This window comes from Caulobacter sp. UNC358MFTsu5.1 (genome assembly GCF_000712075.1).
In the GTDB taxonomy this organism is placed as follows: Bacteria; Pseudomonadota; Alphaproteobacteria; order Caulobacterales; family Caulobacteraceae; genus Caulobacter.
In genome coordinates this window covers 535,536-559,971 of the sequence record NZ_JONW01000006.1, presented here as the reverse complement: position 1 = coordinate 559,971, position 24,436 = coordinate 535,536, and the positions used below count along the sequence as shown (strand labels likewise).

General features: G+C 69.5%; 28 protein-coding genes. 11 read left to right on the top strand and 17 right to left on the bottom strand.

From position 1 onward, the window contains the following. Nucleotides 1–14 precede the first annotated feature (14 nt). The 3 genes from BR39_RS0111360 to BR39_RS0111350 are packed head-to-tail and all read left to right on the top strand — an operon-like array spanning nt 15 to nt 2,574. Nucleotides 15–1,172, top strand: a complete 1,158-nt coding sequence (locus tag BR39_RS0111360) for a homoserine O-acetyltransferase (RefSeq protein WP_029911483.1) — start codon at nt 15–17, stop codon at nt 1,170–1,172. Further along, on the top strand, nt 1,169–1,831 hold the full coding sequence (metW, locus tag BR39_RS0111355) for a methionine biosynthesis protein MetW (RefSeq protein ID WP_029911481.1): 663 nt from the start codon (nt 1,169–1,171) through the stop codon (nt 1,829–1,831). Before BR39_RS0111360 ends, metW begins: the two co-directional genes overlap by 4 nt. Then, nucleotides 1,828–2,574 (top strand): endonuclease/exonuclease/phosphatase family protein, encoded by a 747-nt coding sequence (locus tag BR39_RS0111350; RefSeq protein WP_029911478.1) that lies wholly within the window; start codon nt 1,828–1,830, stop codon nt 2,572–2,574. The genes metW and BR39_RS0111350 overlap by 4 nt, the downstream gene beginning before the upstream one ends. Before the next feature lie 99 nt (nt 2,575–2,673). On the opposite strand, the gene BR39_RS0111345 is transcribed toward BR39_RS0111350, so the two are convergent. Further along, nucleotides 2,674–4,206 (bottom strand): phospholipase D-like domain-containing protein, encoded by a 1,533-nt coding sequence (locus tag BR39_RS0111345; protein WP_029911475.1) that lies wholly within the window; start codon nt 4,204–4,206, stop codon nt 2,674–2,676. Nucleotides 4,207–4,298: 92 nt separating this feature from the next. Between BR39_RS0111345 and BR39_RS0111340 the strand changes: the two genes are divergently transcribed. Beyond that, on the top strand, nt 4,299–5,852 hold the full coding sequence (locus tag BR39_RS0111340) for an MFS transporter (RefSeq protein ID WP_029911472.1): 1,554 nt from the start codon (nt 4,299–4,301) through the stop codon (nt 5,850–5,852). 12 nt (nt 5,853–5,864) lie between these two features. Here BR39_RS0111340 and BR39_RS0111335 read toward each other — a convergent pair whose 3' ends face one another. Then, nucleotides 5,865–6,209 carry a P-II family nitrogen regulator gene (locus BR39_RS0111335; RefSeq protein WP_029911471.1) on the bottom strand — a complete coding sequence of 115 codons (345 nt, stop codon included), beginning with the start codon at nt 6,207–6,209 and terminating at the stop codon, nt 5,865–5,867. Between the two features lie 28 nt (nt 6,210–6,237). Further along, nucleotides 6,238–7,059 (bottom strand): class I SAM-dependent methyltransferase, encoded by an 822-nt coding sequence (locus BR39_RS0111330; RefSeq protein ID WP_029911470.1) that lies wholly within the window; start codon nt 7,057–7,059, stop codon nt 6,238–6,240. Nucleotides 7,060–7,155: 96 nt separating this feature from the next. Here BR39_RS0111330 and gloB point away from each other — a divergent pair, with 96 nt between their 5' ends. Both gloB and BR39_RS0111320 read left to right on the top strand, forming a co-directional pair. Continuing rightward, entirely contained in the window at nt 7,156–7,902 is a 747-nt protein-coding gene (gene gloB / locus BR39_RS0111325) for a hydroxyacylglutathione hydrolase (RefSeq protein WP_029911469.1), read from the top strand. Nucleotides 7,903–7,904: 2 nt separating this feature from the next. Beyond that, a complete protein-coding gene (locus tag BR39_RS0111320; protein WP_029911468.1) occupies nt 7,905–8,372 on the top strand; it encodes a cupin domain-containing protein in 468 nt (155 codons plus the stop codon). A 4-nt stretch (nt 8,373–8,376) separates the two neighbouring features. On the opposite strand, the gene BR39_RS0111315 is transcribed toward BR39_RS0111320, so the two are convergent. Both BR39_RS0111315 and BR39_RS0111310 read right to left on the bottom strand, forming a co-directional pair. Then, nucleotides 8,377–10,122, bottom strand: a complete 1,746-nt coding sequence (locus BR39_RS0111315; RefSeq protein ID WP_029911467.1) for a hypothetical protein — start codon at nt 10,120–10,122, stop codon at nt 8,377–8,379. Between the two features lie 139 nt (nt 10,123–10,261). Then, a complete protein-coding gene (locus tag BR39_RS0111310) occupies nt 10,262–12,160 on the bottom strand; it encodes a peptide MFS transporter (protein ID WP_029911465.1) in 1,899 nt (632 codons plus the stop codon). 183 nt (nt 12,161–12,343) lie between these two features. On the opposite strand from BR39_RS0111310, the gene BR39_RS0111305 reads away from it, so the two are divergent. Beyond that, on the top strand, nt 12,344–12,898 hold the full coding sequence (locus BR39_RS0111305) for a DUF427 domain-containing protein (protein ID WP_029911463.1): 555 nt from the start codon (nt 12,344–12,346) through the stop codon (nt 12,896–12,898). Between the two features lie 113 nt (nt 12,899–13,011). Further along, nucleotides 13,012–13,170: a hypothetical protein gene (locus BR39_RS26455; RefSeq protein WP_156035702.1), complete on the top strand. Its 159-nt coding sequence runs from the start codon at nt 13,012–13,014 to the stop codon at nt 13,168–13,170. Nucleotides 13,171–13,191: 21 nt separating this feature from the next. On the opposite strand, the gene BR39_RS0111295 is transcribed toward BR39_RS26455, so the two are convergent. The 3 genes from BR39_RS0111295 to BR39_RS0111285 form a co-directional block, all read right to left on the bottom strand. Continuing rightward, nucleotides 13,192–13,488 carry a hypothetical protein gene (locus BR39_RS0111295; protein WP_029911461.1) on the bottom strand — a complete coding sequence of 99 codons (297 nt, stop codon included), beginning with the start codon at nt 13,486–13,488 and terminating at the stop codon, nt 13,192–13,194. 15 nt (nt 13,489–13,503) lie between these two features. After that, on the bottom strand, nt 13,504–14,862 hold the full coding sequence (locus BR39_RS0111290) for a glutamate--cysteine ligase (RefSeq protein WP_029911457.1): 1,359 nt from the start codon (nt 14,860–14,862) through the stop codon (nt 13,504–13,506). A 181-nt stretch (nt 14,863–15,043) separates the two neighbouring features. After that, nucleotides 15,044–15,817 (bottom strand): helix-turn-helix domain-containing protein, encoded by a 774-nt coding sequence (locus BR39_RS0111285; RefSeq protein WP_029911454.1) that lies wholly within the window; start codon nt 15,815–15,817, stop codon nt 15,044–15,046. Nucleotides 15,818–15,909: 92 nt separating this feature from the next. Between BR39_RS0111285 and BR39_RS0111275 the strand changes: the two genes are divergently transcribed. Beyond that, nucleotides 15,910–16,821, top strand: coding sequence for a DMT family transporter (locus BR39_RS0111275; RefSeq protein ID WP_029911452.1), 912 nt, complete (start codon nt 15,910–15,912; stop codon nt 16,819–16,821). Here the strand turns inward: BR39_RS0111275 and BR39_RS0111270 are convergent. Continuing rightward, nucleotides 16,818–17,549, bottom strand: coding sequence for a 16S rRNA (uracil(1498)-N(3))-methyltransferase (locus BR39_RS0111270; protein WP_029911449.1), 732 nt, complete (start codon nt 17,547–17,549; stop codon nt 16,818–16,820). The two genes, BR39_RS0111275 and BR39_RS0111270, sit on opposite strands and share 4 nt — an antisense overlap. Before the next feature lie 46 nt (nt 17,550–17,595). On the opposite strand from BR39_RS0111270, the gene ppk2 reads away from it, so the two are divergent. Then, nucleotides 17,596–18,357, top strand: a complete 762-nt coding sequence (gene ppk2, locus BR39_RS0111265; protein ID WP_029911446.1) for a polyphosphate kinase 2 — start codon at nt 17,596–17,598, stop codon at nt 18,355–18,357. A 100-nt stretch (nt 18,358–18,457) separates the two neighbouring features. Here the strand turns inward: ppk2 and BR39_RS0111260 are convergent, their stop codons facing one another. Together BR39_RS0111260 and BR39_RS0111255 are read right to left on the bottom strand one after the other, a co-directional pair. Next, complete coding sequence (locus BR39_RS0111260) at nt 18,458–19,297, bottom strand: aldo/keto reductase (protein WP_029911443.1); 840 nt, start codon at nt 19,295–19,297, stop codon at nt 18,458–18,460. A 65-nt stretch (nt 19,298–19,362) separates the two neighbouring features. Beyond that, the gene (locus BR39_RS0111255; RefSeq protein ID WP_029911440.1) at nt 19,363–19,707 is read right to left on the bottom strand and encodes an MmcQ/YjbR family DNA-binding protein; all 345 of its coding nucleotides are present in this window, start codon (nt 19,705–19,707) and stop codon (nt 19,363–19,365) included. 46 nt (nt 19,708–19,753) lie between these two features. Between BR39_RS0111255 and BR39_RS0111250 the strand changes: the two genes are divergently transcribed. Continuing rightward, nucleotides 19,754–20,635 carry an NAD(P)-dependent oxidoreductase gene (locus BR39_RS0111250; RefSeq protein WP_029911437.1) on the top strand — a complete coding sequence of 294 codons (882 nt, stop codon included), beginning with the start codon at nt 19,754–19,756 and terminating at the stop codon, nt 20,633–20,635. A 167-nt stretch (nt 20,636–20,802) separates the two neighbouring features. On the opposite strand, the gene BR39_RS0111245 is transcribed toward BR39_RS0111250, so the two are convergent. The 6 genes from BR39_RS0111245 to BR39_RS0111220 form a co-directional block, all read right to left on the bottom strand. Then, complete coding sequence (locus BR39_RS0111245; RefSeq protein WP_029911435.1) at nt 20,803–21,327, bottom strand: hypothetical protein; 525 nt, start codon at nt 21,325–21,327, stop codon at nt 20,803–20,805. Beyond that, nucleotides 21,324–21,764 (bottom strand): hypothetical protein, encoded by a 441-nt coding sequence (locus BR39_RS0111240; protein ID WP_035018300.1) that lies wholly within the window; start codon nt 21,762–21,764, stop codon nt 21,324–21,326. Before BR39_RS0111240 ends, BR39_RS0111245 begins: the two co-directional genes overlap by 4 nt. A 204-nt stretch (nt 21,765–21,968) precedes the next feature. After that, nucleotides 21,969–22,313, bottom strand: a complete 345-nt coding sequence (locus BR39_RS0111235; protein ID WP_029911429.1) for a VOC family protein — start codon at nt 22,311–22,313, stop codon at nt 21,969–21,971. Nucleotides 22,314–22,355: 42 nt separating this feature from the next. Further along, nucleotides 22,356–23,015 carry a methyltransferase gene (locus tag BR39_RS0111230; protein ID WP_029911426.1) on the bottom strand — a complete coding sequence of 220 codons (660 nt, stop codon included), beginning with the start codon at nt 23,013–23,015 and terminating at the stop codon, nt 22,356–22,358. A gap of 39 nt (nt 23,016–23,054) precedes the next feature. Then, the gene (locus tag BR39_RS0111225) at nt 23,055–23,474 is read right to left on the bottom strand and encodes a hypothetical protein (RefSeq protein ID WP_029911423.1); all 420 of its coding nucleotides are present in this window, start codon (nt 23,472–23,474) and stop codon (nt 23,055–23,057) included. After that, nucleotides 23,471–24,421 carry a fatty acid desaturase family protein gene (locus BR39_RS0111220; protein WP_029911420.1) on the bottom strand — a complete coding sequence of 317 codons (951 nt, stop codon included), beginning with the start codon at nt 24,419–24,421 and terminating at the stop codon, nt 23,471–23,473. The genes BR39_RS0111225 and BR39_RS0111220 overlap by 4 nt, the downstream gene beginning before the upstream one ends. Between the last annotated feature and the right edge of the window lie 15 nt (nt 24,422–24,436).

The window sequence follows — 24,436 nt, the reverse complement described above, 5'->3', positions numbered from 1 at the left end:
GGTCCTAAGGCGACATGGCTGAACTCGACTTCGCGGGACAGGTGCTGTCGGAGGGCGGAACCTGGCGGTTCCCGGCCCATAGCCCCCTGCTGCTGGACTCCGGCGGCAAGCTGGAAAACCTGGAAATCGCCTACCGCACGTGGGGCACGCTGAACGAGGACGGGACCAACGCCGTCCTCATCTGCCACGCCCTGAGCCTGGACCAGCACGTGGCCGGCGTCCATCCGACCAGCGGCAAGCCCGGCTGGTGGACCCGGCTGGTCGGCCCCGGCAAGCCGGTGGACCCGGCCCGGCACTTCGTCATCTGCTCCAACGTGATCGGCGGCTGCGGAGGCTCGACCGGCCCGGCCTCGATCAATCCGGCCACCGGCCAGCCCTACGGCCTCAGCTTCCCGGTGATCACCATCGCCGACATGGTCCGGGCCCAGGCCATGCTGATCGAGGCCCTGGGCGTGGAGACCCTGCTGGCGGTGATCGGCGGCTCGATGGGCGGCATGCAGGTCCAGCAGTGGGCGGCCGACTATCCCGACAAGCTGTTCAGCGCCGTGATCGTGGCCTCGGCCTCGCGCCACTCGGCCCAGAACATCGCCTTCCACGAGGTGGGCCGCCAGGCGATCATGGCCGACCCCGACTGGAAGAACGGCGCCTACGCCCAGGGCAAGTCGCGCCCGGAAAAGGGCCTGGCCGTCGCCCGCATGGCCGCCCACATCACCTACCTGTCCGAGCCCGCCCTGCAGCGGAAGTTCGGCCGCGAGCTGCAGCGCGACGGCCTGTCGTGGGGCTTCGACGCCGACTTCCAGGTGGAGAGCTACCTGCGCCACCAGGGCGCCAGCTTCGTCGACCGCTTCGACGCCAACTCCTACCTCTACATCACCCGGGCCATGGACTATTTCGACCTGGCCGCCGGCCATGGCGGGGTGCTGGCCCAGGCCTTCGCCGGGGCGCGCCACGTGCGCTTCTGCGTGCTCAGCTTCACCAGCGACTGGCTGTACCCGACCGCCGAGAACCGCCACATCGTCCGCGCCCTGACCGCCGCCGGCTGCCGCGCGGCCTTCGTCGAGATCGAGAGCGACAAGGGCCACGACGCCTTCCTGCTGGACGAGCCGGTGATGGACTCGGCGCTGCAGGGTTTCCTGAGTTCGGTGGAACGCGAGCGGGGGTTGGCGAAATGATCCGCCAGGACTTCAGGGAAATCCTGCGCCTGGTCCGTCCGGGTTCGCGCGTGCTGGACGTCGGCTGCGGCGAGGGCGTGCTGCTGGACCTGCTGACCCACGAGAAGCAGGTCGACGGCCGGGGACTGGAGATCAGCGCCGAGGGCGTGGCGGCCTGCATGTCGCGCGGCCTGTCGGTGGTGCAGGGCGACGCCGACCAGGACCTGGACCACTTCCCCGACCGCACCTTCGACTACGCGATCCTGTCCCAGACCCTGCAGGCCACGCGCCAGCCGCGCCACGTGCTGGACGAGCTGCTGCGCATCGCCGACCGGGCCGTGGTGTCGTTCCCGAACTTCGGCCACTGGCGCGTGCGCTGGTCGCTGCTGCATCGCGGGCGGATGCCCGAGACCGAGGCCCTGCCCCTGCCCTGGTGGGCCACGCCCAACATCCACCTGTGCACCCTGGCCGACTTCCTGGCCCTGACCGAGGACCTGGACGTGCGCATCGACTCCTGCGCCGCCTTCGCCGGCGCCGGCCCTGCCCGCCAGATCGACCCGACCAAGGCCATCGAGAACTGGCGGGCCGAGACCTGCCTGTTCATGCTCAGCCGCAATCCCGCGCCCGCCGGCTCCCCGACGGAACCTCCAGCTCCCTCAGGCGATCTCTTCGACGGATGAAGCTTCGTCTCATGACCTACAATGTCCACCGTTGCGTGGGCACGGATCGCAGGCTCGACGTCGAGCGTGTGGCCGAGGTCATCGCTGCGGAAAACGCCGACGTGGTGGCGCTTCAGGAACTGGACGTCCGCCGGGCCCGGACCAAGGGCGTGGACCAGGCCCACCGTCTGGCCGAGCTGCTGAAGATGCGCTCGCACTTCCATCCGGCCATGGCCGTGGAGGAGGAGCTCTACGGCGACGCCATCCTGACCGCCCTGCCCGAGAAGAAGGTCAAGGCCGACGGCCTGCCGCTGTATCCGCTGATCCCGGGCCTGGAGCCGCGCGGGGCGATCTGGATCAGCGTCGATGTCGGCGGCACGCCGGTGCAGATCATCAACACGCACCTCGGCCTGGTGCCCCAGGAGCAGAAGCGCCAGGCCGCCGCCCTGCTGGGCGAGGGCTGGATCACCCACGAGGACTGGAAGGCGCCGGGCATCCTGCTGGGCGACTTCAACGCCACGCCCTATTCGGCCACCTATCGCCTGCTGAAGGCCGCGCTGCGCGACGCCCAGACCCAGAGCCCGACCTGGCGACGCCCCCCGACCGCGACCTTCCCGTCCAACTTCCCGTTCATGCGCATCGACCACGTCTTCCTGACCAAGGGCCTGGAGACGGTCGGCGTGCGCTCGCCCTACGGTCCCCTGGCGCGGACGGCCTCGGACCATCTGCCCCTGGTGATCGACCTGGAGATCACGGGCGCCTGACGGGGTGGGGACATGCCCTCGCGGCGTGTCCCCATCAGCATCCACGGAGCCAGGACTGGGGGACACGCCGCAAGGGCATGTCCCCGGTCGTTCTGAAGATCAGTCCTGCAGGTGATCCGGCAGTTCCGGCCGGGGATCGGCCATCAGGCGGTGCAGCTCCTTCTTGAGCCGCCGGCGGCGTCCCCAGGGGCGCCAGGCGTCGACGGGCGACAGGGCGTCGCCCAGGTTCCAGTCGGCGATGAACTGCTGCACCCCGGTCAGCGGCCTGATCGGCACCGGCGCCAGGCGGCGCGGGGCTCCACCCTTGCGGTCAAGCTCGTTGATCGTCGCCGCCAGGCCGCCCAGCCGGTCGTAGGTCTCGAGCACGTGCCCGGTCTCGTGGTCGAGGAAGTGGCCGATCAGCCGGCCCAGGAAGGCGCGCACGGCGGCGCGGCTGGCCTCGTCGGTTCCCTCGAAGGCGATGTCGCATTCGGTGTCGAGACCGATCGAGCGGTTGTTCAGATTGGCCGAGCCCAGCCGCAGCACGCGGTCGTCCATGATCGCCACCTTGGAGTGGACGATGATCGTCGCGCCCTTGGGCGTGCGGGCGCTGAAGGCCGAGAAGCGGCCGTGGACGTCGATCTCGCGCAGGCGGTTGATCGCCGAGGTCCGGGCGCTGTCCATGGTCATCTGGTCGAAATAGCTGGGGCTGTGGGCGGGGCCGACGGTGACCACCTCGGGACCATCCGGCTCGGCCAGGCGCTCGGCCAGGGCTTCGACGATGATCGGCGAGGTCAGGTACTGGTTCTCCAGATAGACCAGCCGCCGGGCGGACCTGATGCTGGCCAGGTGCATCAGCATCGACTCGTTGACCTCGGGCTCGCCCTTCCACGCCGGCTGGGTGCGGCAGACGCCGACGGGGACATTGCGCAGGTCGGGGATCAGATAGTCCGGCCAGGGCGCCTCCTCGGCCTTTTCCGACCGCTCCAGCGCCTCGCCCGTCGACCGCTGCCAGCGGGCGATGAACAGGTCGCCCAGGGCCTCGGCCGCCTTGCCGTCGACCAGGGACGCCACCTCGTGACGGGCCGGATAGTGGTGGCCGGTGGGCAGGCGGCGGCGGGGGTCGTTGTCCAGGTGCTGGGTGGTGTCCCAGCGGTCGACGCCGATGTCGCCGCCGCTGACCAGGGCCACCGAGCCGTCAACCACGACCACCTTCTGGTGATGGCAGGCGCTGGCCGGCAGGGTGTTGTCCAGGTGGTACTTGACCCGCGAGCCGGTGAAGAACACTTGGCCGCGGTGCGGGCCGAACAGCTGCGAGGCGGCGATCGGGAACGGCATGTCCCAGACCAGGATGCGCACGTCCAGGCCGGGGTTCAACGCCGCCTGCCGGCGCAGCAGGAGGCCGATGCGGTCGACATGAGCGGGGTCGCGGCTCTTGCGGACCCGGTCGGGGTCCAGCCGCGTCAAGGGATCGAACACCCAGGCCAGGATCCAGATCGACTTCCTGGCCGACAGCAGGATGGACTTCAGGGCGTCGAAGGCCTCGTCGTTGTCGATGAACAGCGCCAGCCGATCGGCCTGCTCCACGCGCCAGCAGGTGGAGCCCGGCCTCATCAGCGAAGCGGAGGTCAGCGAGGATGCGTCGTCGGCCATGTCGCCTCTTGTGCCACGGAAATTCGTCAACGCACGGGCCCATGTTATGGCTGCGCTTTGACAGAAGTCTGCCGCATGTTTGTTGGACGCCCATGACAGCCGAAACGCCCGACCATCACGTCCTCGCCGACCGCAAGCGCCTCTGGGCCTTCTGGCTGGGTTGCCTGGTGGTGACCGCCGGCGTCGTCCTGCATGTGCCGATGTACCTGATGGGCGCCGACATCGGCTACCAGCTGGCCGGGATGAAGATGGACCTGGGCATGACGATCGGGATGCTGATCATCCCGCCCGGCTGCGTCCTGGCCGGCTGGGGCCTGCTGCCCCGTCGCGGCGACCACCACCTGGACCACACGGTCGAGGTGACGCCGCCCGAGGACGCGCCGCTGTCCATGGCCCACTGGTGGCTGATGCTGGTGCTGGTGATCGCCCTGATCATCGACATCATGAAGCCGGCCAGCCTGGGCTTCGTGGTGCCCGGCATGATCAAGGAATACGGGGTCGGCAAGGCCACGGTCGCCTGGCTGCCGTTCGCCGCCCTGACCGGCACCGTGGCCGGATCGATCGTCTGGGGCGCCCTGGCCGACGTCTTCGGGCGCCGGGCCTCGATCCTGCTGTCGTCGGTGATGTTCGTCGGCACCTCGATCTGCGGGGCCATGCCCGACTTCTGGTGGAACGTCGGCATGTGCTTCCTGATGGGCGCGGCCGCCGGGGGCCTGCTGCCGGTGGTCTACGCCCTGCTGGCCGAGACCATGCCGTCCAAGCACCGGGGCTGGGCCCTGGTGCTGGTGGGCGGCCTGGGGGCCGTGGGCGGCTACCTGGCCTCGTCCGGCTGTTCGGCCTGGCTGCAGCCGGAGTTCGGCTGGCGGATCATGTGGTTCCTCAACCTGCCGACCGGCCTGATCCTGGTGGCCCTGTCCGGCGCGATCCCGGAATCCGCCAAGTTCCTGATGAGCATCGGCCGGCTGGACGCCGCCCATTCGGTGATGAAGCGGTTCGGCTCCGTGGTGCGCGAGAAGGCCGACACGCCCGAGGAGCATCACCACGTCCTGACCCCGCCGCCGGTCGAGCGGCGCTTCATCGGCAAGACGGCCGCCCTCAGCATCGCGGCGGTGGCCTGGGGCCTGGTCAATTTCGGCCTGCTGCTGTGGCTGCCGGCCGAGCTGGTGGCCGAGGGCCACAGCGTGGGCGTCTCCAGCCAGCTGCTGGCCAAGTCGGCGCTGATCGCCTTCCCGACCGTCTTCGTCTGCGCCTTCCTCTACAGCCGCTGGAGCACCAAGTGGTCGCTGGCGGCGACGATCGCGATCAGCGGCCTGGGCGTGGCGGGCGTCCTGACCCTGGGCCCCGGCGTCAGCCCGGTCCTGCCGGTGGCCCTGATGATCATCGGCACCAACGGCCTGCTGGCCATCCTGCTGCCCTATACGGCCGAGAGCTTCCCGTTGCGGGTGCGCGGCCGGGCCACGGGCTGGGTGGCGGCGTGCAGCAAGTCGGGCGGGCTGATCGCCCAGCTCCTGGGCATCCTGGCCGCCGTGCCGCCGCTGAAGGTGGCCGCCCTGATGATCATGGCGCCCCTGGCCCTGGCGCTGGTGCTGGTCGCCTGGTTCGGGACCGAGACGCGCGGACGCGACCTGCGGGAGCTGGAAGGTTAGGCCCGCGAAGGCCTAGCCCGCGATCGCCGCGGCGTCGCGTTCGCCGGTGCGGATGCGCAGGGCCTGCTCCAGGTCCATGACGAACACCTTGCCGTCGCCGATCTTGCCGGTGTTGGCGCTGCGCTGCAGGGCCTCGACCACCGGCTCGACCACGTCGTTGGCCACGGCGATCTCCAGCTTGACCTTCGGCAGCAGCTTCACCTCGTACTCGGCGCCGCGATAGACCTCGGTCTTGCCCTTCTGCCGGCCGTAGCCGCGCACCTCGGTGACCGTCAGGCCCGACGCGCCCGCCTCGGTGACCGCTTCAAGCACGGCGTCCAGGCGGCTGGGCTTGATTACGGCGACGATCATCTTCATGGCGCGGCTCCCGCAAAGAGGGCTTGGTCTACGACTTCAGGCTAGGCCCGGGAATCGATGGCTCCAAGGGCTTTGCGGCATTTAGATTACGCGGCGCCTTTCGAACAGGCGCCGTCCTGACCGGAGCGGGGCCGCCGGGCGAGGGGGCGAGCACCCCCGGCGCGAACACCCGCACCCGCGCGCGGCTGCCGCGCGGCTTGACCGCGAAGGTCTGTTTGACCGCCTCCATCAGGATCAGGCCGGCGAAACGCGGCCACAGGCGGGCCCCCACCTGCTCGAAGCCCTCGGCCCAGCGCGCCGCGATGGGCAGGGGCGGGGTGTAGAGGGCCCGGGTCCAGCCGGCGGGCTCCAGGTCGGCCTCGCGCAGCAGGGCCTCCAGCTGGTGGCGGCTGAACGGACGGCCGTGGCCGAAGGGCGTGCTCTCGGCCCCGGCCCACAGGCCGTCGCGCGAGGCCACGGCGACGATCAGCCTGCCCGCGGGCGCCATCACGCGCCACAGCTCGCGCAGGACGGCGGCCGGATCGTCGGCTTCCTCCAGGGCGTGGACGGCCAGGATGCGGTCGAACATGGCGTTGGCGAACGGCAGGCCCGTCTCCTCGACCAGGGTGGCGGCGTTGGCGCCGCCGTTGGGCCAGACCTCGACGCCCTGGGCGGCCGGCATGGCCGCCACCACCCGCCGGGCCTGAGGCCGGGCCTTGTCGAGGAAGGGCGTGGCGTAGCCCAGGCCCAGCACGTCCAGGCCCCGCGCGTCGCCCCACGCCTCCTCGACCTTGCGACCCAGCATCTCGCGGGCCGCGCGTCCGAGCGGGCTGGCGTAGAAGGCTCTGAGATCGAGCACGTCGCGGCGCATTGAGTCTCCCGATCGATGGCTTCATCTATGTAGGCGGGCGGGCCCGTCGCGTCACGTCTCGCCCAGGGGATTTGGCCCCAGTCCGGAGTCGAGAGCATGCCGCTGACCGTTCACCAGTTCCCCTGCCTGTCGGACAATTACGGCTTTCTCGTGCGCGACGACGCCACCGGGACCACCGCGACCATCGACACGCCCGACGCCGACGCCATCCTGGCCCAGCTGGACAGGCTGGGCTGGACGCTGGACCTGATCCTCAACACCCACTGGCATCCGGACCACGCCGGCGGCAACGCGGCGATCCAGGCGGCGACCGGCGCGACGATCGTCGGCCCGCAGGAGGTGACCCGCATCGCCCCGCTGGACCGGCCCGTCGTCGAGGGCGACACGGTGATGCTGGGCGACACGGCCTTGAGCGTCATCGACACCGGCGGCCACACCCTGGGCCACATCGCCTATCACGACGCCGCCGACGGGATCGCCTTCGTCGGCGACACCCTGTTCGCCCTGGGCTGCGGCCGGTTGTTCGAGGGCACGGCCGAGCAGATGTGGGGTTCGCTGTCCAAGCTGACCGCCCTGCCCGACGACACCACCGTCTATTGCGCCCACGAGTACACCGCCTCCAACGCCCGCTTCGCCCTGTCGGTCGACGACGCCCCCGCGCTCAAGGATCGGGCGGAGGCGGTGTTCGCCGCCCGCGAACGCGGCGAGCCCACCGTGCCCACCACCATCGGGATCGAAAAAGCGACGAATCCGTTCTTGCGCGCGCCCCTGCTGCGGCCCCATCTGGCGCCGGCCGAGGCCTTCGGTGAGATTCGAGCCGCCAAGGACGGCTTCAAGGGGTGAGCATGTCGTTGGATGTATCGAGCGATCTGAGCGGTAACGAGATCATCCGCCTGCTGGACCTGCAGCCCCATCCCGAGGGCGGCTGGTATCGCCAGAGCTTCCGCGACACCCCCATCGAGGACGGCCGCCCCGCCTCGACGGCGATCTATTTCCTGCTGCAGGCCGACGAACAGTCGGCGTGGCACAAGATCGACGCGGTCGAGGTCTGGCACTACTACGCCGGCGCGCCCCTGACCCTGACCCTGTCCACCCCCGACGGCCAGGGCGCGACCGCCCACGTCCTGGGTCCCGACCTGAAGGCCGGCCAGCGACCGCAGGCGGTGGTGCCGACCGGCTGGTGGCAGACCGCCGTCAGCCAGGGCGCCTGGACCCTGGTCGGCTGCACCGTCGCCCCCGGCTTCGAGTTCGACGGCTTCGAGCTGGCCCCCAAGGATTGGCGGCCCCACTCCCAGACGCCGCGGCGGCCCTAGCGGCTCAAGCGCAGGCGCAGATCAGCGGATAGTTGGTCGTGTCGGCGATGGTGGTCATGCCGTAGTAGTCGACCAGCACCGACTCCGCCGTGCAGAACGCGCCCTCCACCCAGGCCTGGTCGTTGGAATAGGCCTCGCCGATGATGAACAGGTTGGCCGCCGGCGCGCCGTCCACCAGGCCCGTGGGCTGGCGGATCCTCTGCATCACGTCGCAGATGTCGTAGTGCGCCGCCCAGGCGTGATAGCCGGCCCCGAACGGGTTGAACGAGAAGTCGTTGTACACCGCCGAGACCGGGTACGGGATCTTGTAGGCGTCGTTCGGGTCGCCGTAGTGGACCTTGGCCAGCTCCAGCAGCACCATCTTGATCATGGTCTCGTTGGCCGTCGCGGGCTTGTGGAGGACCTGGTAGTCCTCCTCCAGCGGGATGGTCCGGCGCTCGTCGACGTGCAGCTCCAGCTCCTGCCAGAACTGGACGTATTGCATGTCGTCGTACGAGGCGAGCACGCCGTAGACGGGGTTGGGATTGCCGTCGCTGTTGTTCCCGAAATAGTAGACCTGGCGCAGCGGCAGGTCGGTGATGGTCGGGCCGAAGGTGTTGGGCAGGCCGTCGCTGGTCAGGTCCGGCGGATAGGGGCAGGTCTCCCACCAGGGGCTGTCGAAGAACAGCATCACCCGCATCGACGGCTGACGGATCACCCCGTCCATGTACAGCTGCACCGGCCGCTGGTTCATGATGTCCAGCGTCCCGTCCGGCAGGTCGGCGTAGCGCGTGGCCTCGGCCACCAGGTCCAGCGAGGCCGGCGGCATGGCCAGGAAGGCGTTGGGCGTGGTCAGGGTCGGCCCGCCCTTGAACGGGTCGGCGGCGCTGGCCAGCCGATAGTTGATCACCCCATCCGCCAGCCAGACCGAGTGCAGCCGGGTGTTGGCCTGCAGCGAGAAGTCCACCCCGGCCGCCTGCGCCGCCGCGCGGGTCTGCTGGAACAGCTGGACGAAGACCTGGGAATAGCCGCCCTGCACGGTCTTGAACTGGCCGCCCGGCGCGAACTCGCTGTTGTAGACGGCGGCGTTGGCGGCGTTCCAGTTGATGACGTTGGACGTGTAGCCGCCAGCGTCGGAGGCGTACTCGTAGCCCTCGTTGCCGGCCTGGTCGTAGAAGATGTTCCAGTAGCCGATGTTCCCCGCCGTCGAGCCCGGGGCGTAGACGAACGAGTTGAAGGTCGAGGGCAGGGTCCCGTCGCCGTAGAACTGGCACTGGGCGGTGCGGGTCGAGGGCGCGGGCACGCCGGTGATCAGGTTGGAGATGTTGGCGAACAGCGTCGCGGCCGGGGCGGCGTTGTTGCCCGGCGTGTTGTAGGGCGCGTTCTGGGTGGCCAGGTTCTTCTGGTAGATGTGCTCGCCGCGCAGATACAGCAGCGGGTCGGTCGTGGTGTTGAACGGCACCACCGATCCGCCCAGGCCCAGCAGGTTGATGGTCAGGGTGACCAGCTGGTGGCCCTGGGTCCCGTCCCATTCGATGAACCGCATGCCGCCGGCCTCGATGTAGGACTGGGTCGGGTCGTCGTCGCAGAAGTGGGTCACGATCCGACCGGCCGGCAGGCGGGTGCCCGAGCCGGGACCGTCGAAGGCGTAGTCGCCCCACTCGATCAGCTCGATGCTGTCGCCCGCCACGGCCTTGCCGCCGGTGACCAGCCGCCAGGCCGTGTAGAGGCCCGCCGGCCCCGCGCCGAAGATGGTGTAGGCCGTTCCCATGCCGCCCTCCCGAGACGCGGCTTCGCGCCGCCCTGATCGATCAAGGATGAATCGACCATAGCGTGCGCTGGCGAAATATTCGCGTCAATCGGAGGGCGGCCAAGAAAAAGGCCCCGGATCGCTCCGGGGCCTTTTCCGTCTAGGGGGCGATCGAGGCCGGCTCGCCCGGCTCGGGGTTGGTGTCGTCCGAACCGTGCGACCACTTCTTCAGGATCGGCGACAGGGCCAGGAACACCACGCCGATGCCGATCGAGATCAGGCCGACGATCTTGAACACCAGCAGCGACTGGGTCAGGGCCGCGGCCGGGTCCAGGGCCTGGCCGCCGATGGTCTCGGTCGAGGCGATGCCCGCGATGAAGCCCGCGACCAGGTTGCCCATGGACAGCGCCATGTACCAGACCGCCATCACGAACGAGACGATCGACAGCGGCGACAGCTTGGTCATCTGCGACAGGCCGACCGGCGACATGAACATCTCGCCCGAGGTGTGCAGCATGTACATGACGATCAGGAAGATCAGCGGCATGCGGAACGCGCCGTCGGCGAAGTGGGCGCCGACCAGCAGGATCAGGAAGCCCGCGCCCACCTGGATCAGCGACAGGCCGAACTTGACCATCGGGCCGGGGTTCCGGCCCCGGGCGCCCAGGAAGGTCCAGAGCGCCGCGAAGACCGGGGCGAAGATCAGGATCCAGCCGGCGTTGATCGCCTGGGTCTGGGCGGCGTTGAACGCGGTGTTGACCCACAGCTTGCCGGCCGGGTCGATCCCCGCCGCGGCCAGCTGTTCGGGCGCGCCCAGCACCACCGCCCCGCCCAGCCATTGCACCGGGTGCGACAACAGGGTCAGGTTGACGTTGGTGGCCGCGAACAGGTTCAGCGACGAACCGGCCTGCTCGAACAGGGCCCAGAACACCACCGCGCCCAGCACCAGCACCGTGGCCAGCAGCAGCCGCTCGCGCTCGACCTTCTGGCACTTCACGAAGGCGAACCACAGGATGTAGGCCACCGACAGGACGCTGCCGGCGATCAGGGTGGCGCTGACGACAGGCGTGTACTGCACCAGGAAGAAGACCAACCCGACCACGCCCAGCGAGGCGGCGTAGATCACGCCCTCGCGGTTGAGCGGGCCCAGCACCGGGGCCTTCAGCTTGGCGAACTCGGGCGGTTCGCCCTTGCCCAGCAGCCAGGGCTTGCCCAGCACGAAGATCACGAAGCCGGCCAGCATGCCGATGCCGGCCATGCCGAAGCCGGCGTTCCAGCCCAGGTTGACGCCCAGCAGGCCGCAGAGGATGGCCGCCCAGAACGAGCCCAGGTTGATGCCGTAGTAGTAGAGGGTGAAGCCCGGGTCGCGGCGCGGGTCGCCCTGCGGATAGAGCTGCCCCACCAGGGTGGCGACATTGGCCTTCATGAAGCCCACGCCGACGATGATCAGCGCCAGCGCCAGCCAGAAGATGTTGAGGTACAGCGGGTCGCGGTCCTTGACGCCCAGCTTGTACTGGCCCTTGGGCAGCACCGAGGGCAGGACCGACTGGGCCGGCAGGTTCTTGATCTCGAAGTCGCCCTTGTCGTTGGCCGCCACCTCATAGGGCTTGTCGCCGACGACGATCTTGGCCACCCGCTCCTCGCCGCGGCCCTCGACCTGGAACTCGTAGGTGTGGCCGGCGTAGTCCAGGGTCTGGGTGGCCGGACGGCCCTCGACCGCCATGGTCAGATGGCCCGCCACCAGCAGGATGGCGCCGAAGGCCACGGCCTTGCGGGTGCCCAGATAGCGGTCGGCCAGGAAGCCGCCCAGCAGGGGCACGATGTAGACCAGCGAGGTGTAGGAGCCGTAGTGGCCGCCCGCCGTCTTGGAATCGAACAGGAAGTGCTGCGTCAGGTAGAAGATCAGCAGCCCGCGCATGCCGTAGTAGGAGAAGCGCTCCCACATCTCGGCCAGGAAGCAGATGATCAGGCCGCGCGGATGGCCCCGCAGCAGCTGGATAAGCACGGGCACGCCGGTCACGAGGGTGACCAGGATGCCGACGGCGACGACGATATTCATTCACGAACCTTGAAACGTACAAGCGGTGGGGCGCCCAGCAGGTGGTTTCGCCCTCCCCTCCCCAATCGGCGGGGAGAAGATCACGGCCCTTTGCGTTTCACAAGCAATGGCTTGCCGCCTCGGAGCCCGTCCCCCGTCCCGCGCGTTTCTTAAGCGACGCCCTGCCAGACGGGAGAATTCGCCATGACCAGCTCCAACCCGGACCATCCCATCACCTGTTCGCGCGAAGACGGACGGGTGGAGGTGCTCTTCGAAGGCCATGAGATCGCCGACAGCGGCGATGTCCTGGTGCTGCACGAGGCCGACTACGCGCCGGTGCGCTACTTCCCGCGCTCGGACGTGGCCATGGGGTTCCTGCACAAGACCGACAAGGTCACCCATTGCCCCTACAAGGGCCAGGCCAGCTACTACACGATCAGCCGCGACGCCAAGATCATCGAGAACGCCGTCTGGTCGTACGAGACCCCTTTGCCCGGCGTCAGCCAGATCGCCGGTCGCCTGGCCTTCTATCCCGAACACGTCGACTTCAAGCGCGCCGGCCTCACCGCGGCCGAGACCCGCGCCGTCGACGTGAACGAGGTGGTGCGCCACACCGACAGCGGCTCGGGCTCCAGCCAGGCCGAGCACTGGGACGCCAACGTCTCGATGCCCGACGACGCGGCCTGGGAAGGCGACGATATCCGTGAAGACGGCCCGCCGCACGTCTCCAAGCCCTACGAGGGAACCGGATCAATCTGAGCCACGTTCCACCGACTACAAATGTAAAGCGTTCGTTAACCTTTAAAGCGCTGCAATAACCGCAGCGCTTTGCGTGAAAGCCTCCTCCAGAGAGGCGACCAGGGAGAAACGTCGTGGCTTACGTCGGTTATGATTCCCGTCTGCGTCCGCCGTCCGGCGCCGCGCGATCGCGGCCCGCCCGCGTCAAGCTGGCCTGGGGCCGGCTGGCGGCGGTGGCGGCCAGCCTGATGGCCTGGATCGGGATCATCGCCGCGGCCCGCGCGATCTTCTGACCAGAGGCCCCGGGAATCCCCTCAACCTGACAGGCGTTCGATCGCGCTTCGGGTGTCGGGCGGCACGTTCAGCCATCGCGTCTCCGGCGACAGGCGCAGCGTCACGCCGTATTCGTCATGCGCCGCCGCCACGAGGTGATGGAACCACGTGGCGTAGGACCATTCGCGAGGTTTCGGGCCGTAGAGCGTCCGCGTCTCCGGATCCCAGCCGACCTCGGCCGCCGCGCGCCAGATCTGCGACAGGTCCTGCTTGGCGGGCCGAATTCGCAGGCGTCCTTCGGTATCGATCTCGACGTCCGTGATCTGGTCCGTGATCATCGCGCGACGTCGGCCTCAGTAGGCGAAGTCCTCGAACACCCGGTTGATGTCGCCCTTCCACGCGCCGTCGTAGAGCGCCAGCAGCCGTTCGGCCGGGGTGATCCCGGTCGCGGCGATCTCTTCCAGGTCGCCCAGATAGATCGTCTCGTCCAGGAAGCCGCCGTTCAGCTGGGCGCGGTTCTTCAGGCCCGACTTGGCGATGGCCACGAAGTCCTTGGCCACGTCCTGGGCCGTGCGGCCGGCCACCTTGGCCTTCAGGCCCAGCTTCGGCACGTCGCGGCGCAGGCCGGCGCGATCCTCTGCAGTCCAATGCTTGCAAAGGTCCCAGGCCGCGGCCAGGGCCGCGTCGTCGTAGAACACGCCGGTCCACAGGGCCGGCAGGGCGCACAGGCGGCTCCAGGGCCCGGCGTCGGCGCCGCGCATCTCCAGATAGGTCTTCAGCCGCACTTCCGGGAACAGGGTGGTGGTGTGGTCGGCCCAGTCCTTCATCGAGGCGTGCTCGCCCGGCAGTTCCGGGATCTTGCCGTCGATGAAGTCGCGGAAGCTGCGGCCGGCCAGGTCGATGTACCTGTCGCCGCGCTTGGCGAAGTACATCGGCACGTCCAGGGCGTAGCGGGCGTAGCGCTCGAAGTCGAAGCCGTCCTCGAACACGAAGTCCAGCAGGCCCGTGCGGTCGGCGTCGGTGTCGGTCCAGACGTTGGCGCGGGCCGACAGGAAGCCGTTGGGCTTGCCTTCCGTGAACGGCGAATTGGCGAACAGGGCCGTGGCGATCGGCTGCAGGGCCAGGCTCATGCGGAACTTGGCGACCATGTCGGCTTCGCTGGAGAAGTCGAGATTGGCCTGCACCGTGCAGGTGCGCAGCATCATGTCCAGGCCGAGGTTTCCGACCTTGGGCATGTAGTTGCGCATGATCACGTAGCGGCCCTTGGGCATGACCGGCACGTCCTGCCGCTTCCACAGCGGCGAGAAGCCCAGGCCCAGGAAGCCCAGGCCCAGCTCGTCGGCGACGGTCTTGACCTCGTCCAGGTGACGGCCGGTCTCGTCGCAGATGTCGTGCATGGTCAGCAGCGGCGCGCCGCTGAGCTCGAACTGGCCGCCTGGCTCCAGGCTGACATTGGCGCCGTCCCGCTCCAGCCCGATGATCGTCGGGCCTTCCATCACCGGCTTCCAGCCGAACCGCTGCAGGCCGGTCAGCAGGGCGTGCACGCCCTTGTCGCCCTCGTAGGGAACCGGCGCGTGGTCCTTCAGGTAGAAGCCGAACTTCTCGTGCTCGGCGCCCACGCGGAACTGGTCCTTGGGCTTGCTGCCCTTGGCGAAATAGGCGGTCAGATCGTCCAGCGTCAGCGGACGCTCCTGGCTCACGGCTTCGGCCATCGGCCACCCTCCCAAAACACGCATCCAGAGGGAGGAACGCTCCTCCGACCCGCCCGCGAACTGTCGTGCTGCGCAGTTGGGCGTTTTCTTAGCGAACCTCAAGGGGGCGGGACAGCCTTTCGCGACAGGCGATGTTGCCGTTTGGGCGCGCCGCCCGCCCGTCCCGCGAAAAGACGGGGGTTCAGCGACGGTAGAACACGCTGGGCGGCAGGCCGAATTGGCGGCGGAACATGGCCGTGAAGGCGCTCTGGCTGGCATAGCCGCTCTCGGCCGCCACGTCGATCACCCGCTCGCCCCGCGCCAGGCGCTCCAGGGCCGAAAGCAGCCGCGCCTGCTGGCGCCATTGGCCGAAACTCATGCCGGTATGCTGGCGGAACAGCCGATGCAGGGTCTTGGGCGTGACGCCCAGCCGCCCCGCCCAGTGCTCGGCGGTCGAGGCGTCGTCCGGCCGCGCGGAAAGGGCGTCGCAGACCCGGCGCAGGCGGGGATCTGCCGGGGCCGGCAGGTGCAGCGCCAGCACGTCCATCGCCCGCAGCTCGTCCAGCAGCAGGTCCATCAGCCTGCCGTCGCGGCTGGACGGATCGTAGTTGACCGGGATCATCACGGCGGCGACCAGCAGCTCCCGCAGCAGCGGCGAGACCGCGATCACGCAGTTGGTGCGCGGCAGGTTGGGATTGGCCTCGGGATCGACAAACAGGGTGCGCATCTTCACCGCGCCGCACATCCTGACCTCGTGCTCGACGCCCGCCGTCAGCCAGACCGCGCGGTTCGGCGGGACCACCCAGGCCCCGGCCTCCGAACGGACCTGCATCACCCCCTGGATGGCGAACAGCAGCTGGGCGCGGGGATGGCTGTGCGGGCCGGTGGAGAAGCCGTCCGGATAGTCGATCTCCATCGCGGCCGCCGGACGGCCGGTCTGGTGGTAGTCGAGATAGTCCGGAAAATCGCCCGCCATGTCCCAAACTCGCTAATGGAGTTCAGGATAGCGAGAGACGAACAGGAGATCGAGACCGTAGACCGCCGGCTTCCCGTTTTCCGGAGGTCGCCGTGATCCGCAGACACCTGCCTTTCCTGTTCCCCTTGCTGGCCATCCTGCTGTGGGCCGGCAACGTTATCGCCTCGCGCCTGTCGGCCCACGTGATCGGCCCGCAGGCGATCACCTTCTACCGCCTGCTGCTGGCGGTGGCGGTGATGAGCCTGTTCGTGGCGCGGCCCGCCTGGCGCGACCGCGCGGTGATCTGGCCGCACCTGGGACAGTTCTTCATCCTAGGCTTCCTGGCCATGTGCCTGTTCCAGAGCCTGTCCTACCTGGCCGCCCAGACCAGCACGGCGACCAACATGGCGCTGTTCACCGCCCTGACCCCGATGCTGACCGTGGCGCTCAGCATCCTGCTGCTGAAGGACACCCCGACCTGGGGCCTGGCGGTCGGCGGGGTGCTGGCCTTCGCGGGCCTGACCTTCCTGGTCACCGGCGGCCATCCGGCGGCGGTCCTGCGCGGCGGCCTGCATCCGGGCGACGCCCTGATGTTCGTCGCCGCCCTGGTCTACGCCCTCTACGGCGTGCTGCTGAAGCGCTGGAACCTGCCGGTCGGCGGCTGGCAATCGACTTACATGCAGGCCCTGTGCGCCCTGGCGGTGATGTTCCCCGCCTTCCTGGCCACCCCGCCGGCGCTGCGCCGACTGACGACGCAGACCATGCCGCTGATCCTCTATGCCGGAATCATGGCCTCGGTCGTGCTGCCGTTCTTCTGGGTGCGCGGCGTCGCCCGGCTGGGTCCCAACCGCTGCGCGATCTTCATGTACCTGCTGCCGATCTTCACGGCGGCCGGGGCCATCGTCATGCTGGGCGAGCCGGTCCGGGCCTATCACCTGATCGGCGGCGGGATCGTCCTGGCCGGGGTCGCCGTGGCCCAGCTGGTCAAGCCCCCCCTCGCGCGGCCCGCTCTCGCGGCGATCTAGCGCCAGTCGCCGGCGACGGCCTGCCACAGGGTCATGGCCGCGATGGCCGCGGTGTCGGCGCGCAGGATGCGCGGGCCCAGCGTCACCGGGATGACGAACGGCAGCGACCGCAGCCTCTCGCGCTCCTCGGGCGCGAAGCCGCCCTCGGGGCCGATCAGGATGGCGGCGGGGCCCGGGGCGTCGCCCCTTTCCCGGGGGGCGGCCGCCTCGATCAGCGGCCGCGCGTCGCCGCCCTCGTCGCAGAAGATCAGCGTCCGCGCCGGGTCCCAGGCGTCCAGGATCTTGTCCAGCTTCTGCGGATCGTCGACGGCCGGCACGTCCAGCCGGCCGGTCTGTTCGGCGGCCTCGATGGCGATGGCGTCCAGCCGCCCCAGCTTGAGGAAGTCGACATTGGTCCGCCGGGTCTGGGTCAGGCGCACCCGGCGCGCGCCCAGTTCGGCGGCCTTCTCGACGATGGTCTCGACCCGGCCGCGCTTGACCATGGCGATCACCAGGTCGAGGTCGGGGCCATAGGCCTGGGGCCGGGTCTGTTCCTCGGCCTTCAGCAGGCAGCCGCGCTTGCCCGCCTCGGCCAGGCTGCAGCGCCACTCGCCGTCCTGGCCGTTGAAGACCAGGATCTCGTCGCCGACATTCAGCCGCATCACGGCGGTCAGGTAGCGCGACTGGTCGACGGTGGGCGCGACGCCGGCGCCGGCCTTGAGCGGATGGGGAACGAAAAGACGGATCATGGCGTCCTTCTAGCGCAACTGAACAGGACGGGGGTAGGGTCGCCGCATGAGCAAGCTCGAAGACTACGAAGCCGAACTCCGCGACCTGCAGCTGGCGATGATCGGCCTGCAGAAGCTGGCCATCAAGGAAGGCTGGAAGACCGTCACCGTCTTCGAGGGACGCGACGCGGCCGGCAAGGACGGGGCCATCGCCCGGCTGACCGAGCACGCCCACCGCCGCGCCACCCGGATCATCTCCCTCCCGGCGCCCAGCGATCGCGAGCGCAGCGAGTGGTACTTCCAGCGCTATGTCCGGCACCTCCCGGCGTCAGGCGAGGCCGTGGTCTTCAACCGCTCCTGGTACAACCGCGCCGGGGTCGAGCGGGTCATGGGCTTCTCCACCCCGCACGAGCAGGAGCAGTTCCTGCGCGACGTGCCGGCCTTCGAGCTGATGCTGGTGGAGAACGGGGTCAAGATGACCAAGTTCTGGCTCGACATCGACCAGGAGACCCAGGCCGAACGCCTGAAGGCCCGCCGCGAGGAACCGCTGAAGGCCTTCAAGGTCAGCGACCTGGACGCCGTGGCCCAGGCCAAGTGGGAAGACTATTCGGCCGCCCGCGACGAGATGCTGATGCGCACCCACTCCACCCCGGCGCCCTGGGTGTGCGTGCGCGCCAACCACAAGAAGGCCGCCCGGCTGAACATCCTGCGCTGGATGCTGCACATCTCGGCCCCCAAGGGCCTGCTCAAGGGGATCAAGCGGCCGGACCCGGAGGTGATCTTCCGGTTCGAACCGACGGCGCTGACGGATGGACGGCTGGCGAAGTAGGCCGGCGGCTCACTCACTTGCCCCCTACGGATCGCTTCGCGATCGTCTTCCCCCCAAGGGGGGAAGAGCCTCGTGCGTCAGGTGGGGGCAAGTGCTCGCCTCAATCCACGTCCCACGCGAACGCCGGGTCCAGCCAGTTCCCCAGCCGCCCGTCCGGGCGCGCCAGGGCGAAGATGCGCGCCATCTCCTCTTCCGACAGGGCGAAGTCGAAGATGTCGAAGTTCTCGGCCAGCCGGCCGGGGTTGCGCGTCCGGGGGATGGTCGCCACGCCCTGCTGGACCTGCCAGCGCAGGGTCACCTGACCGGCCGTCTTGCCGTGGGCCTCGCCGATCTCGACCAGCACGGGGTCGTCGGCCACCTTGCCCTGGGCCAGGGGCGACCAGGCGGTGATCGTCGAGCCCATCGCCTTGGCCTTGGCGATCAGGGTCTTCTGCGACAGATAGGGATGGTATTCGACCTGGTTGGTGGCGATCGGCGCGTCCGAGGCCGCCTGGGCCTTGGCCATCAGCGCCGAGGGGAAGTTCGACAGGCCGATGGCGCGGGTCAGGCCGCGGGCGTGGACGTCGTTCAGCGCCGCCATGGTCTCGGCCAGGGCCGGCTTGGGCTTGGGCCAGTGCAGCAGCAGCAGGTCGACCTGCGGGGCCTTCAGGCGCTTGAGGCTGCCCTCGACCGACCGCTGCAGGTCGCCCTGGGCGAACTGGTCGACCCAGACCTTGGTGGTCAAGAAGATCTCGTCGCGCGGCACGCCGGTGGCCGCCAAGGCCGCCCCGACGTCCTGCTCGTTGCGATAGGCCTGGGCGGTGTCGATGTGGCGGTAGCCCAGCTCCAGCGCCTTCTCGACCAGCGGCTGGGCCGCGCCGTCGTCCAGCTGCCAGGTGCCCAGGCCGATGACCGGCATGGCCACGTCGCCCGCGCGGATGTCGGGGATGGAATGGGGCATGGGGGTCTCCCGAAGGCGGCTGGGGCGTGAGGGTCAGGCCGATATAGGCCCTGGCGCCGTCCGCGTCAGGCCTTCTCCGCATCGTAACGCTTGAGCAGCGTCTTCGGCGCGGTCGCCCGCCACCGGCGCGCGAGGAAACCCTCCACCGTGCCGGCCTCGACCCGCGACAGGCGGATCAGGACGTAGGGATAGTTCCTGTAGTGGTCGGTGACGAAGAACGTCTCGGGTTCGGCCTCGATCAGCATCTCGCGCTCGTCCAGCGTGACGCCCGGACAGACCAAGGTGTCGCCGTCGTCCCAGACGCGGGTCAGGAACTTGCCGTGCGCCTTCAGGCAGGGATGGCCGTAGGCCGTCCCGTCGGTCACGCCGGGCAATCCGAAGGCGAAGGCGCGCACTTCCTCGAAGGTCATGACCAAAATCCTGGGTCGCCGCTTGCAGCGCGACTATAGGGGAAGGATGGACGCCGAACACACCCCTTCGACCGAGCCCGCGGGCCTGACCTCGCCCGTGCTGGTGCTGGGCGCCACCAGCCTGATCGGCCAGTTCCTGCTGGCGCGGCTGAACGCCCTGGGGACCACGCCGATCTCGCTGAGCCGGCGTCCGCCCAGCGACGAGGTCTGCTGGGTGGACGGCGACCTGGCCGACCCGAACCTGGCCGACGAGCTGCCGCCGGTGGCCACGGTGTTCTCGCTGTCGCCGATCTGGCTGCTGCCCCAGGCCCTGCCCGCCCTGAAGGCGCGGGGCATGACCCGGCTGGTGGCCTTCTCCTCGACCAGCCGCTTCACCAAGCAGGACTCGACCGAGGCCTCGGAGCGGGCCGTGGCCCGGGCCCTGGCGGAGTCCGAGGCCAAAGTCGAGGCGTTCTGCGCCGAACACGGCGTGGCCTGGACGATCCTGCGCCCGACCCTGATCTATCTGGAAGGGCGCGACGCCAATGTCAGCCGCCTGGCGGGCCTGATCCGCCGGTTCAAGGTGCTGCCGCTGTCGGGCAAGGGCGAGGGCCTGCGCCAACCGGTCCATGCCGACGACCTGGCCGGCGGCGCGATCGCCGCGGCCCAGGCCCCGGCGGCCCGGGACAAGGCCTACGACCTGGTCGGCGGCGAGACCCTGACCTACCGGACGATGGCCGAGCGCATCTACCAGGGGCTGGACCGCCGGCCGCTGATCCTGCCCCTGCCCGCCTGGCTGTTCCGCCTGCTGCTGACCCTGGCCAAGCCGTTCTATCCCGGCGCCACCGCGACCATGGCCGACCGCATGGCCCAGGACCTGACCTTCGACGACGCCCCGGCGCGGCGCGACTTCGGCTGGTCGCCGCGGGACTTCCGGCCGAGGTTCTGAGAACGGCCGACCGAGACGCCGCTTCTCCCACAGTTGTCATCCCGGAAAGCGCGCGGCGCTTGTCCGGGACCCAGGACAGCCGCACCGCATCCGCCCAGTCCCCTGGGTCCCGGACAGCCTCTGCGAGGCTTCCGGGATGACAACGAAATTGGAGCGACGGGTTTCCCCTACGCGTCGCTCAGCACCATGGCGAACGGCACCTGCGCCCCGTCGCGCTCGACATAGCCGCTGACCAGCTTGTGGTCGGGATTGAGCACGCCCAGGTCGACATCCTCCGTGGGGAACATCACCACCCGGCGGTCGCCGATGCAGATCAGCAGTTCGTAGCCGTCATAGGCCCGCTGCGACATGGCCTTCAGCCGCGAATAGTAGGGCTCGCGCGTCCACGACGTCGGCTTGCCCGGGTCGACCACGACGTTCAGTCGCTTGCCGTCGCGGTCGGGGTACATCAGGAAGCCGGCCTTGTCGGGCCGCCAGGCCGCGTCCAGCTTCTCCGAGGTCAGCCACAGGCAGTGGAAGCCCCGGCAGGCCTGGGGCCGGGCCTCGTAGTCGCCACAGCCCGAACCCTTGCGGAACACCCCGCACCACTGGCCGGCCGGCTTGCTGAGCTCGCCGATGTGCAGGACCTTGCAGCACATGCCGCAGTCGCCGCACGACTTGGAGGGGGCGGGGGAGGTGGTCGCTTCGCTCATGCCGGGATCTCGCGCACCAGGCCCTGGTCGACGTCGCGATCGGGCAGGATGGTGTAGCCTCGCCGCCCGACCAGGACGTTGAGGGTCAGGCCCTGGGCCGCGCCGCGCGCCGCCCAGGCCTTGAAGGTGTCGTGGAAGGGGGCCTTGCGCCAGGCGTCGGGCGCGGCGGGATCGACCTCGACCACCAGGGTGCGGCCGCCGTCCTCCCGGTGCAGGACGAAGCGGGCCCGGTCGGGGCGCCAGCGGTCGTCCAGGTTGGGGGCGTTCAGCCAGTAGCAGGCGTAGTCGGCGCAGGCCTTGGGCCGGTCGGCGTAGATCGCGCAGCCCGCGCCCTTGCGGTAGTGGCCGCACCAGGCGTGGGCCGGCTTGTCGATGGCGGCCACGCCCATCAGCTTGCAGCACATCCCGCAGTCGCCGCAGGTCCTGGCCTGGTCCACCGTCGCTCGCCCCGTAAATCGTCCGGAGACGGATTTATCGCGGTTTCATGACGGTTTTTCTGTCGGGCCAAACACCGCTCATCCCGGCGAATGCCGGGACCCAGATGGAATGACGGTGTGGCTGACGCCACTAGCGCCGAGTGTTTCCGGTCAGTTTCCCAGCTTCAGGATCTGGGTCCCGGCATTCGCCGGGATGAGCGGATCTTAAGTCTCGCTCCACACCGCCAGCTCGTTGCCGGACGGGTCGGCGAAGTGGAAGCGGCGGCCGCCGGGGAAGCTGAAGATCGGCTTGGTGATCGTCGCGCCGGCGGCCGTCACCTTGGCCAGCATGGCCTCGATGTCGTGGGCGTAGAGCACGACCAGCGGCTTGTCGGCCGAGCCCTCCTGCGGCGTGCAGAACCCGCCGTCGGTCCCCTGCCCCTCGAAGGCGGCGTAGTCGGGGCCATAGTCGACGAAGCTCCAGCCGAAGGCGGCGGCGTAGAAGGCCTTGGTGGCCGGCAGGTCGCCGGCGGGCCATTCGATGTAGTCGATCTTGCCGTCTTCGCGCATGTCGCGCCTCCTCGGGTGTTCCCGTATTGTTCTAGATCGCCATCACGGCAGAGTCCAGACGCTGGTGCGCTTGACGGCCATGTCCTCCAGCTCCCGCGTGGTGGGCACCTGGTACTCGGCCAGCTTTTCGAGACCGTCCTTGGGGAAGTAGGTGCGGCCCGGGTCGCCGATCAGCACGGTCGCGCCGGCGGTCCGCCCCTGGGCCAGCCAGGCCATCACCGCCTCGGCCATCGGCCGCTCGTAGCAGATGTCGCCGGCCAGGATCAAGTCGGCGGCCGGCGGCGGGGCGCCCAGCAGGTCCACCTCGGTGAAGGCGGCTTCGACGCCGTTGGCCGCCGCGTTCAGGCCGATCGCCGCCTCGCAGAACACGTCGATGTCGGCCGCCAGCACCTCGGCCGCGCCCGCCTTCATGGCGGCGATGGCGACCAGCCCCGAGCCGCTGGCGAAGTCGATCACCCGCTTGCCGGCGACGATCCCGGGGTGGTCGAGGATGTAGCGCGCCAGGGCCTGGCCGCCCGCCCAGGCGAAGGCCCAGAACGGCGGCGGCAGGCCGATCTCGGCCAGGGCCTCCTCGGTCAGTTTCCAGATGGGGGTGATCTCGTCGGCCAGGTGCAGCCGGAGCTCCGGCGTGTGCGGCGGGGCCTGCAGCCGGGTGTTCTCCAGGATGAAGGCGCGACGGCCGGCGAGGGTGGCTTCGATCATGCAGGCCTTAGAGCACCCTGGGACCGACGCCGATAGCCGTCAGAACGGTGAAACGACGGCCTCGACGATCCGATCGCCCAACACCGCCAGGGCCCGGTCGGAAACCACCAGGATCAGGGCCGGCGACAGGCCGAAGTCGTCGCGGCCGGCGACGCCCTCGACCTTCATCCAGACCCAGGAGGGCAGGACGGTGGCGGGCTGAAGCTCCACGAACGTCTCCGACACGCCGACCTCGACCGCGTCGAACGTCACCCCGGAAAGGCCGGCCGCGCGGATCGCCTCGGCCAGGCCCTCCGTGACGATGAAGCACGGCGTCGTCTCGAGCAGCTCGTCGCCCATCCATCCATCGAAGACGTGGTGCAAGCGCTCGACGACCGGCGGGCGACCGGGCTCCCGACGCGCGACCGTACCCTCGCCCCATCCGCCGGCGACCTCGGGCTCGACCTGGTGAAACTTCAAGCCGCCGCCCGGCTGGACGCGGCCTTCAGCACCGTCAGATAGCCCGGCGCCGTCAGCATGCCTTCGGTCCGCCCCTTGGCGACCAGCAGCCTGTGCGCCTTGGGCAGGTTCCAGCAGGGCATGTGCATGAACAGGTGATGCTCGGCGTGGAAATTGACGTGGTAGGGCGCGATCAGGGCCCGCTCGATCCAGTTGGCCGAGGTGGTGCGGGCGTGGCGGAACGGGTCGGGCTCGTCCTTGGCCACCAAGGCGTGCTCGGCGATGTTGCGCAGGCGGGTGACCAGCGGGAACCAGGTGGCCATCGGCACGATCCACAGCGCCAGCCACGCCCACCACAGGCCCGCGGCGCTGAGCACGACCAGCAGGCCCAGGTTCCACAGCAGGAACGGCCGCTGGCGCGCGACCTCGCCTGCGAAGACCGCGCCCTTCGGCTGGTCGGTCGAGGAAGAACGAAGCTTGCCCAGCAGAGGTCCGAACCGCTGCTTGAAGAAGGTCTGGCCGGTCAGGTCGCGGACGATCTTGCGGCGCAGGGAGGCGCGGGTGGTCGGGAACGGCGCCGACAGCACCAGGTCCGGGTCCTCGGCCTGCTGGGCGTACTTGTGGTGGGTCAGGTGGTAGGGGCGGTACTTGGCCAGGGACGCGCCCGTCGGGGCCGCGCACAGCCATTCGCCGGCCCAGTCGTTGACCTTGAGGTTCGGGTGCAGCCCGCCGTGGGCGGCCTCGTGCATCAGGATCGCCAGGCCCAGCTGGCGCGCGCCGATCAGCATCACGGCCAGGACGTAGGTCAGCGGGTTGGGCCAGATCACGAAGACCGCGCCCGCCGCGACGATCACCGCCCAGGCGTGGGCCACCATCAGGAGGCCGCGCCAGGACGAGCGCGTCGACAGCGGCGCCCATTCCTCGGGCGTGAACAGTTCCTGCGGCTTGATGCGGGACGCGACGGCCATGGAACGATCATGCCA

What these genes read in the sequence shown, in the direction of transcription:
- gloB (WP_029911469.1), top strand. Translation starts at nt 7,156, where the DNA reads ATGCCGCTGACCGTTCACCAGTTCCCCTGCCTGTCGGACAATTACGGC.
- BR39_RS0111245 (WP_029911435.1), bottom strand. Translation starts at nt 21,327, where the DNA reads ATGAGCGAAGCGACCACCTCCCCCGCCCCCTCCAAGTCGTGCGGCGAC.
- BR39_RS0111295 (WP_029911461.1), bottom strand. Translation starts at nt 13,488, where the DNA reads ATGATCACGGACCAGATCACGGACGTCGAGATCGATACCGAAGGACGC.
- BR39_RS0111335 (WP_029911471.1), bottom strand. Translation starts at nt 6,209, where the DNA reads ATGAAGATGATCGTCGCCGTAATCAAGCCCAGCCGCCTGGACGCCGTG.
- BR39_RS0111235 (WP_029911429.1), bottom strand. Translation starts at nt 22,313, where the DNA reads ATGCGCGAAGACGGCAAGATCGACTACATCGAATGGCCCGCCGGCGAC.
- BR39_RS0111330 (WP_029911470.1), bottom strand. Translation starts at nt 7,059, where the DNA reads ATGCGCCGCGACGTGCTCGATCTCAGAGCCTTCTACGCCAGCCCGCTC.
- BR39_RS0111345 (WP_029911475.1), bottom strand. Translation starts at nt 4,206, where the DNA reads ATGGCCGACGACGCATCCTCGCTGACCTCCGCTTCGCTGATGAGGCCG.
- BR39_RS0111320 (WP_029911468.1), top strand. Translation starts at nt 7,905, where the DNA reads ATGTCGTTGGATGTATCGAGCGATCTGAGCGGTAACGAGATCATCCGC.
- BR39_RS0111250 (WP_029911437.1), top strand. Translation starts at nt 19,754, where the DNA reads ATGGACGCCGAACACACCCCTTCGACCGAGCCCGCGGGCCTGACCTCG.
- BR39_RS0111340 (WP_029911472.1), top strand. Translation starts at nt 4,299, where the DNA reads ATGACAGCCGAAACGCCCGACCATCACGTCCTCGCCGACCGCAAGCGC.
- BR39_RS0111260 (WP_029911443.1), bottom strand. Translation starts at nt 19,297, where the DNA reads ATGCCCCATTCCATCCCCGACATCCGCGCGGGCGACGTGGCCATGCCG.
- metW (WP_029911481.1), top strand. Translation starts at nt 1,169, where the DNA reads ATGATCCGCCAGGACTTCAGGGAAATCCTGCGCCTGGTCCGTCCGGGT.
- ppk2 (WP_029911446.1), top strand. Translation starts at nt 17,596, where the DNA reads ATGAGCAAGCTCGAAGACTACGAAGCCGAACTCCGCGACCTGCAGCTG.
- BR39_RS0111315 (WP_029911467.1), bottom strand. Translation starts at nt 10,122, where the DNA reads ATGGGAACGGCCTACACCATCTTCGGCGCGGGGCCGGCGGGCCTCTAC.
- BR39_RS0111350 (WP_029911478.1), top strand. Translation starts at nt 1,828, where the DNA reads ATGAAGCTTCGTCTCATGACCTACAATGTCCACCGTTGCGTGGGCACG.
- BR39_RS0111290 (WP_029911457.1), bottom strand. Translation starts at nt 14,862, where the DNA reads ATGGCCGAAGCCGTGAGCCAGGAGCGTCCGCTGACGCTGGACGATCTG.
- BR39_RS0111360 (WP_029911483.1), top strand. Translation starts at nt 15, where the DNA reads ATGGCTGAACTCGACTTCGCGGGACAGGTGCTGTCGGAGGGCGGAACC.
- BR39_RS0111230 (WP_029911426.1), bottom strand. Translation starts at nt 23,015, where the DNA reads ATGATCGAAGCCACCCTCGCCGGCCGTCGCGCCTTCATCCTGGAGAAC.
- BR39_RS0111220 (WP_029911420.1), bottom strand. Translation starts at nt 24,421, where the DNA reads ATGGCCGTCGCGTCCCGCATCAAGCCGCAGGAACTGTTCACGCCCGAG.
- BR39_RS0111310 (WP_029911465.1), bottom strand. Translation starts at nt 12,160, where the DNA reads ATGAATATCGTCGTCGCCGTCGGCATCCTGGTCACCCTCGTGACCGGC.
- BR39_RS0111285 (WP_029911454.1), bottom strand. Translation starts at nt 15,817, where the DNA reads ATGGCGGGCGATTTTCCGGACTATCTCGACTACCACCAGACCGGCCGT.
- BR39_RS0111255 (WP_029911440.1), bottom strand. Translation starts at nt 19,707, where the DNA reads ATGACCTTCGAGGAAGTGCGCGCCTTCGCCTTCGGATTGCCCGGCGTG.
- BR39_RS0111270 (WP_029911449.1), bottom strand. Translation starts at nt 17,549, where the DNA reads ATGATCCGTCTTTTCGTTCCCCATCCGCTCAAGGCCGGCGCCGGCGTC.
- BR39_RS0111305 (WP_029911463.1), top strand. Translation starts at nt 12,344, where the DNA reads ATGACCAGCTCCAACCCGGACCATCCCATCACCTGTTCGCGCGAAGAC.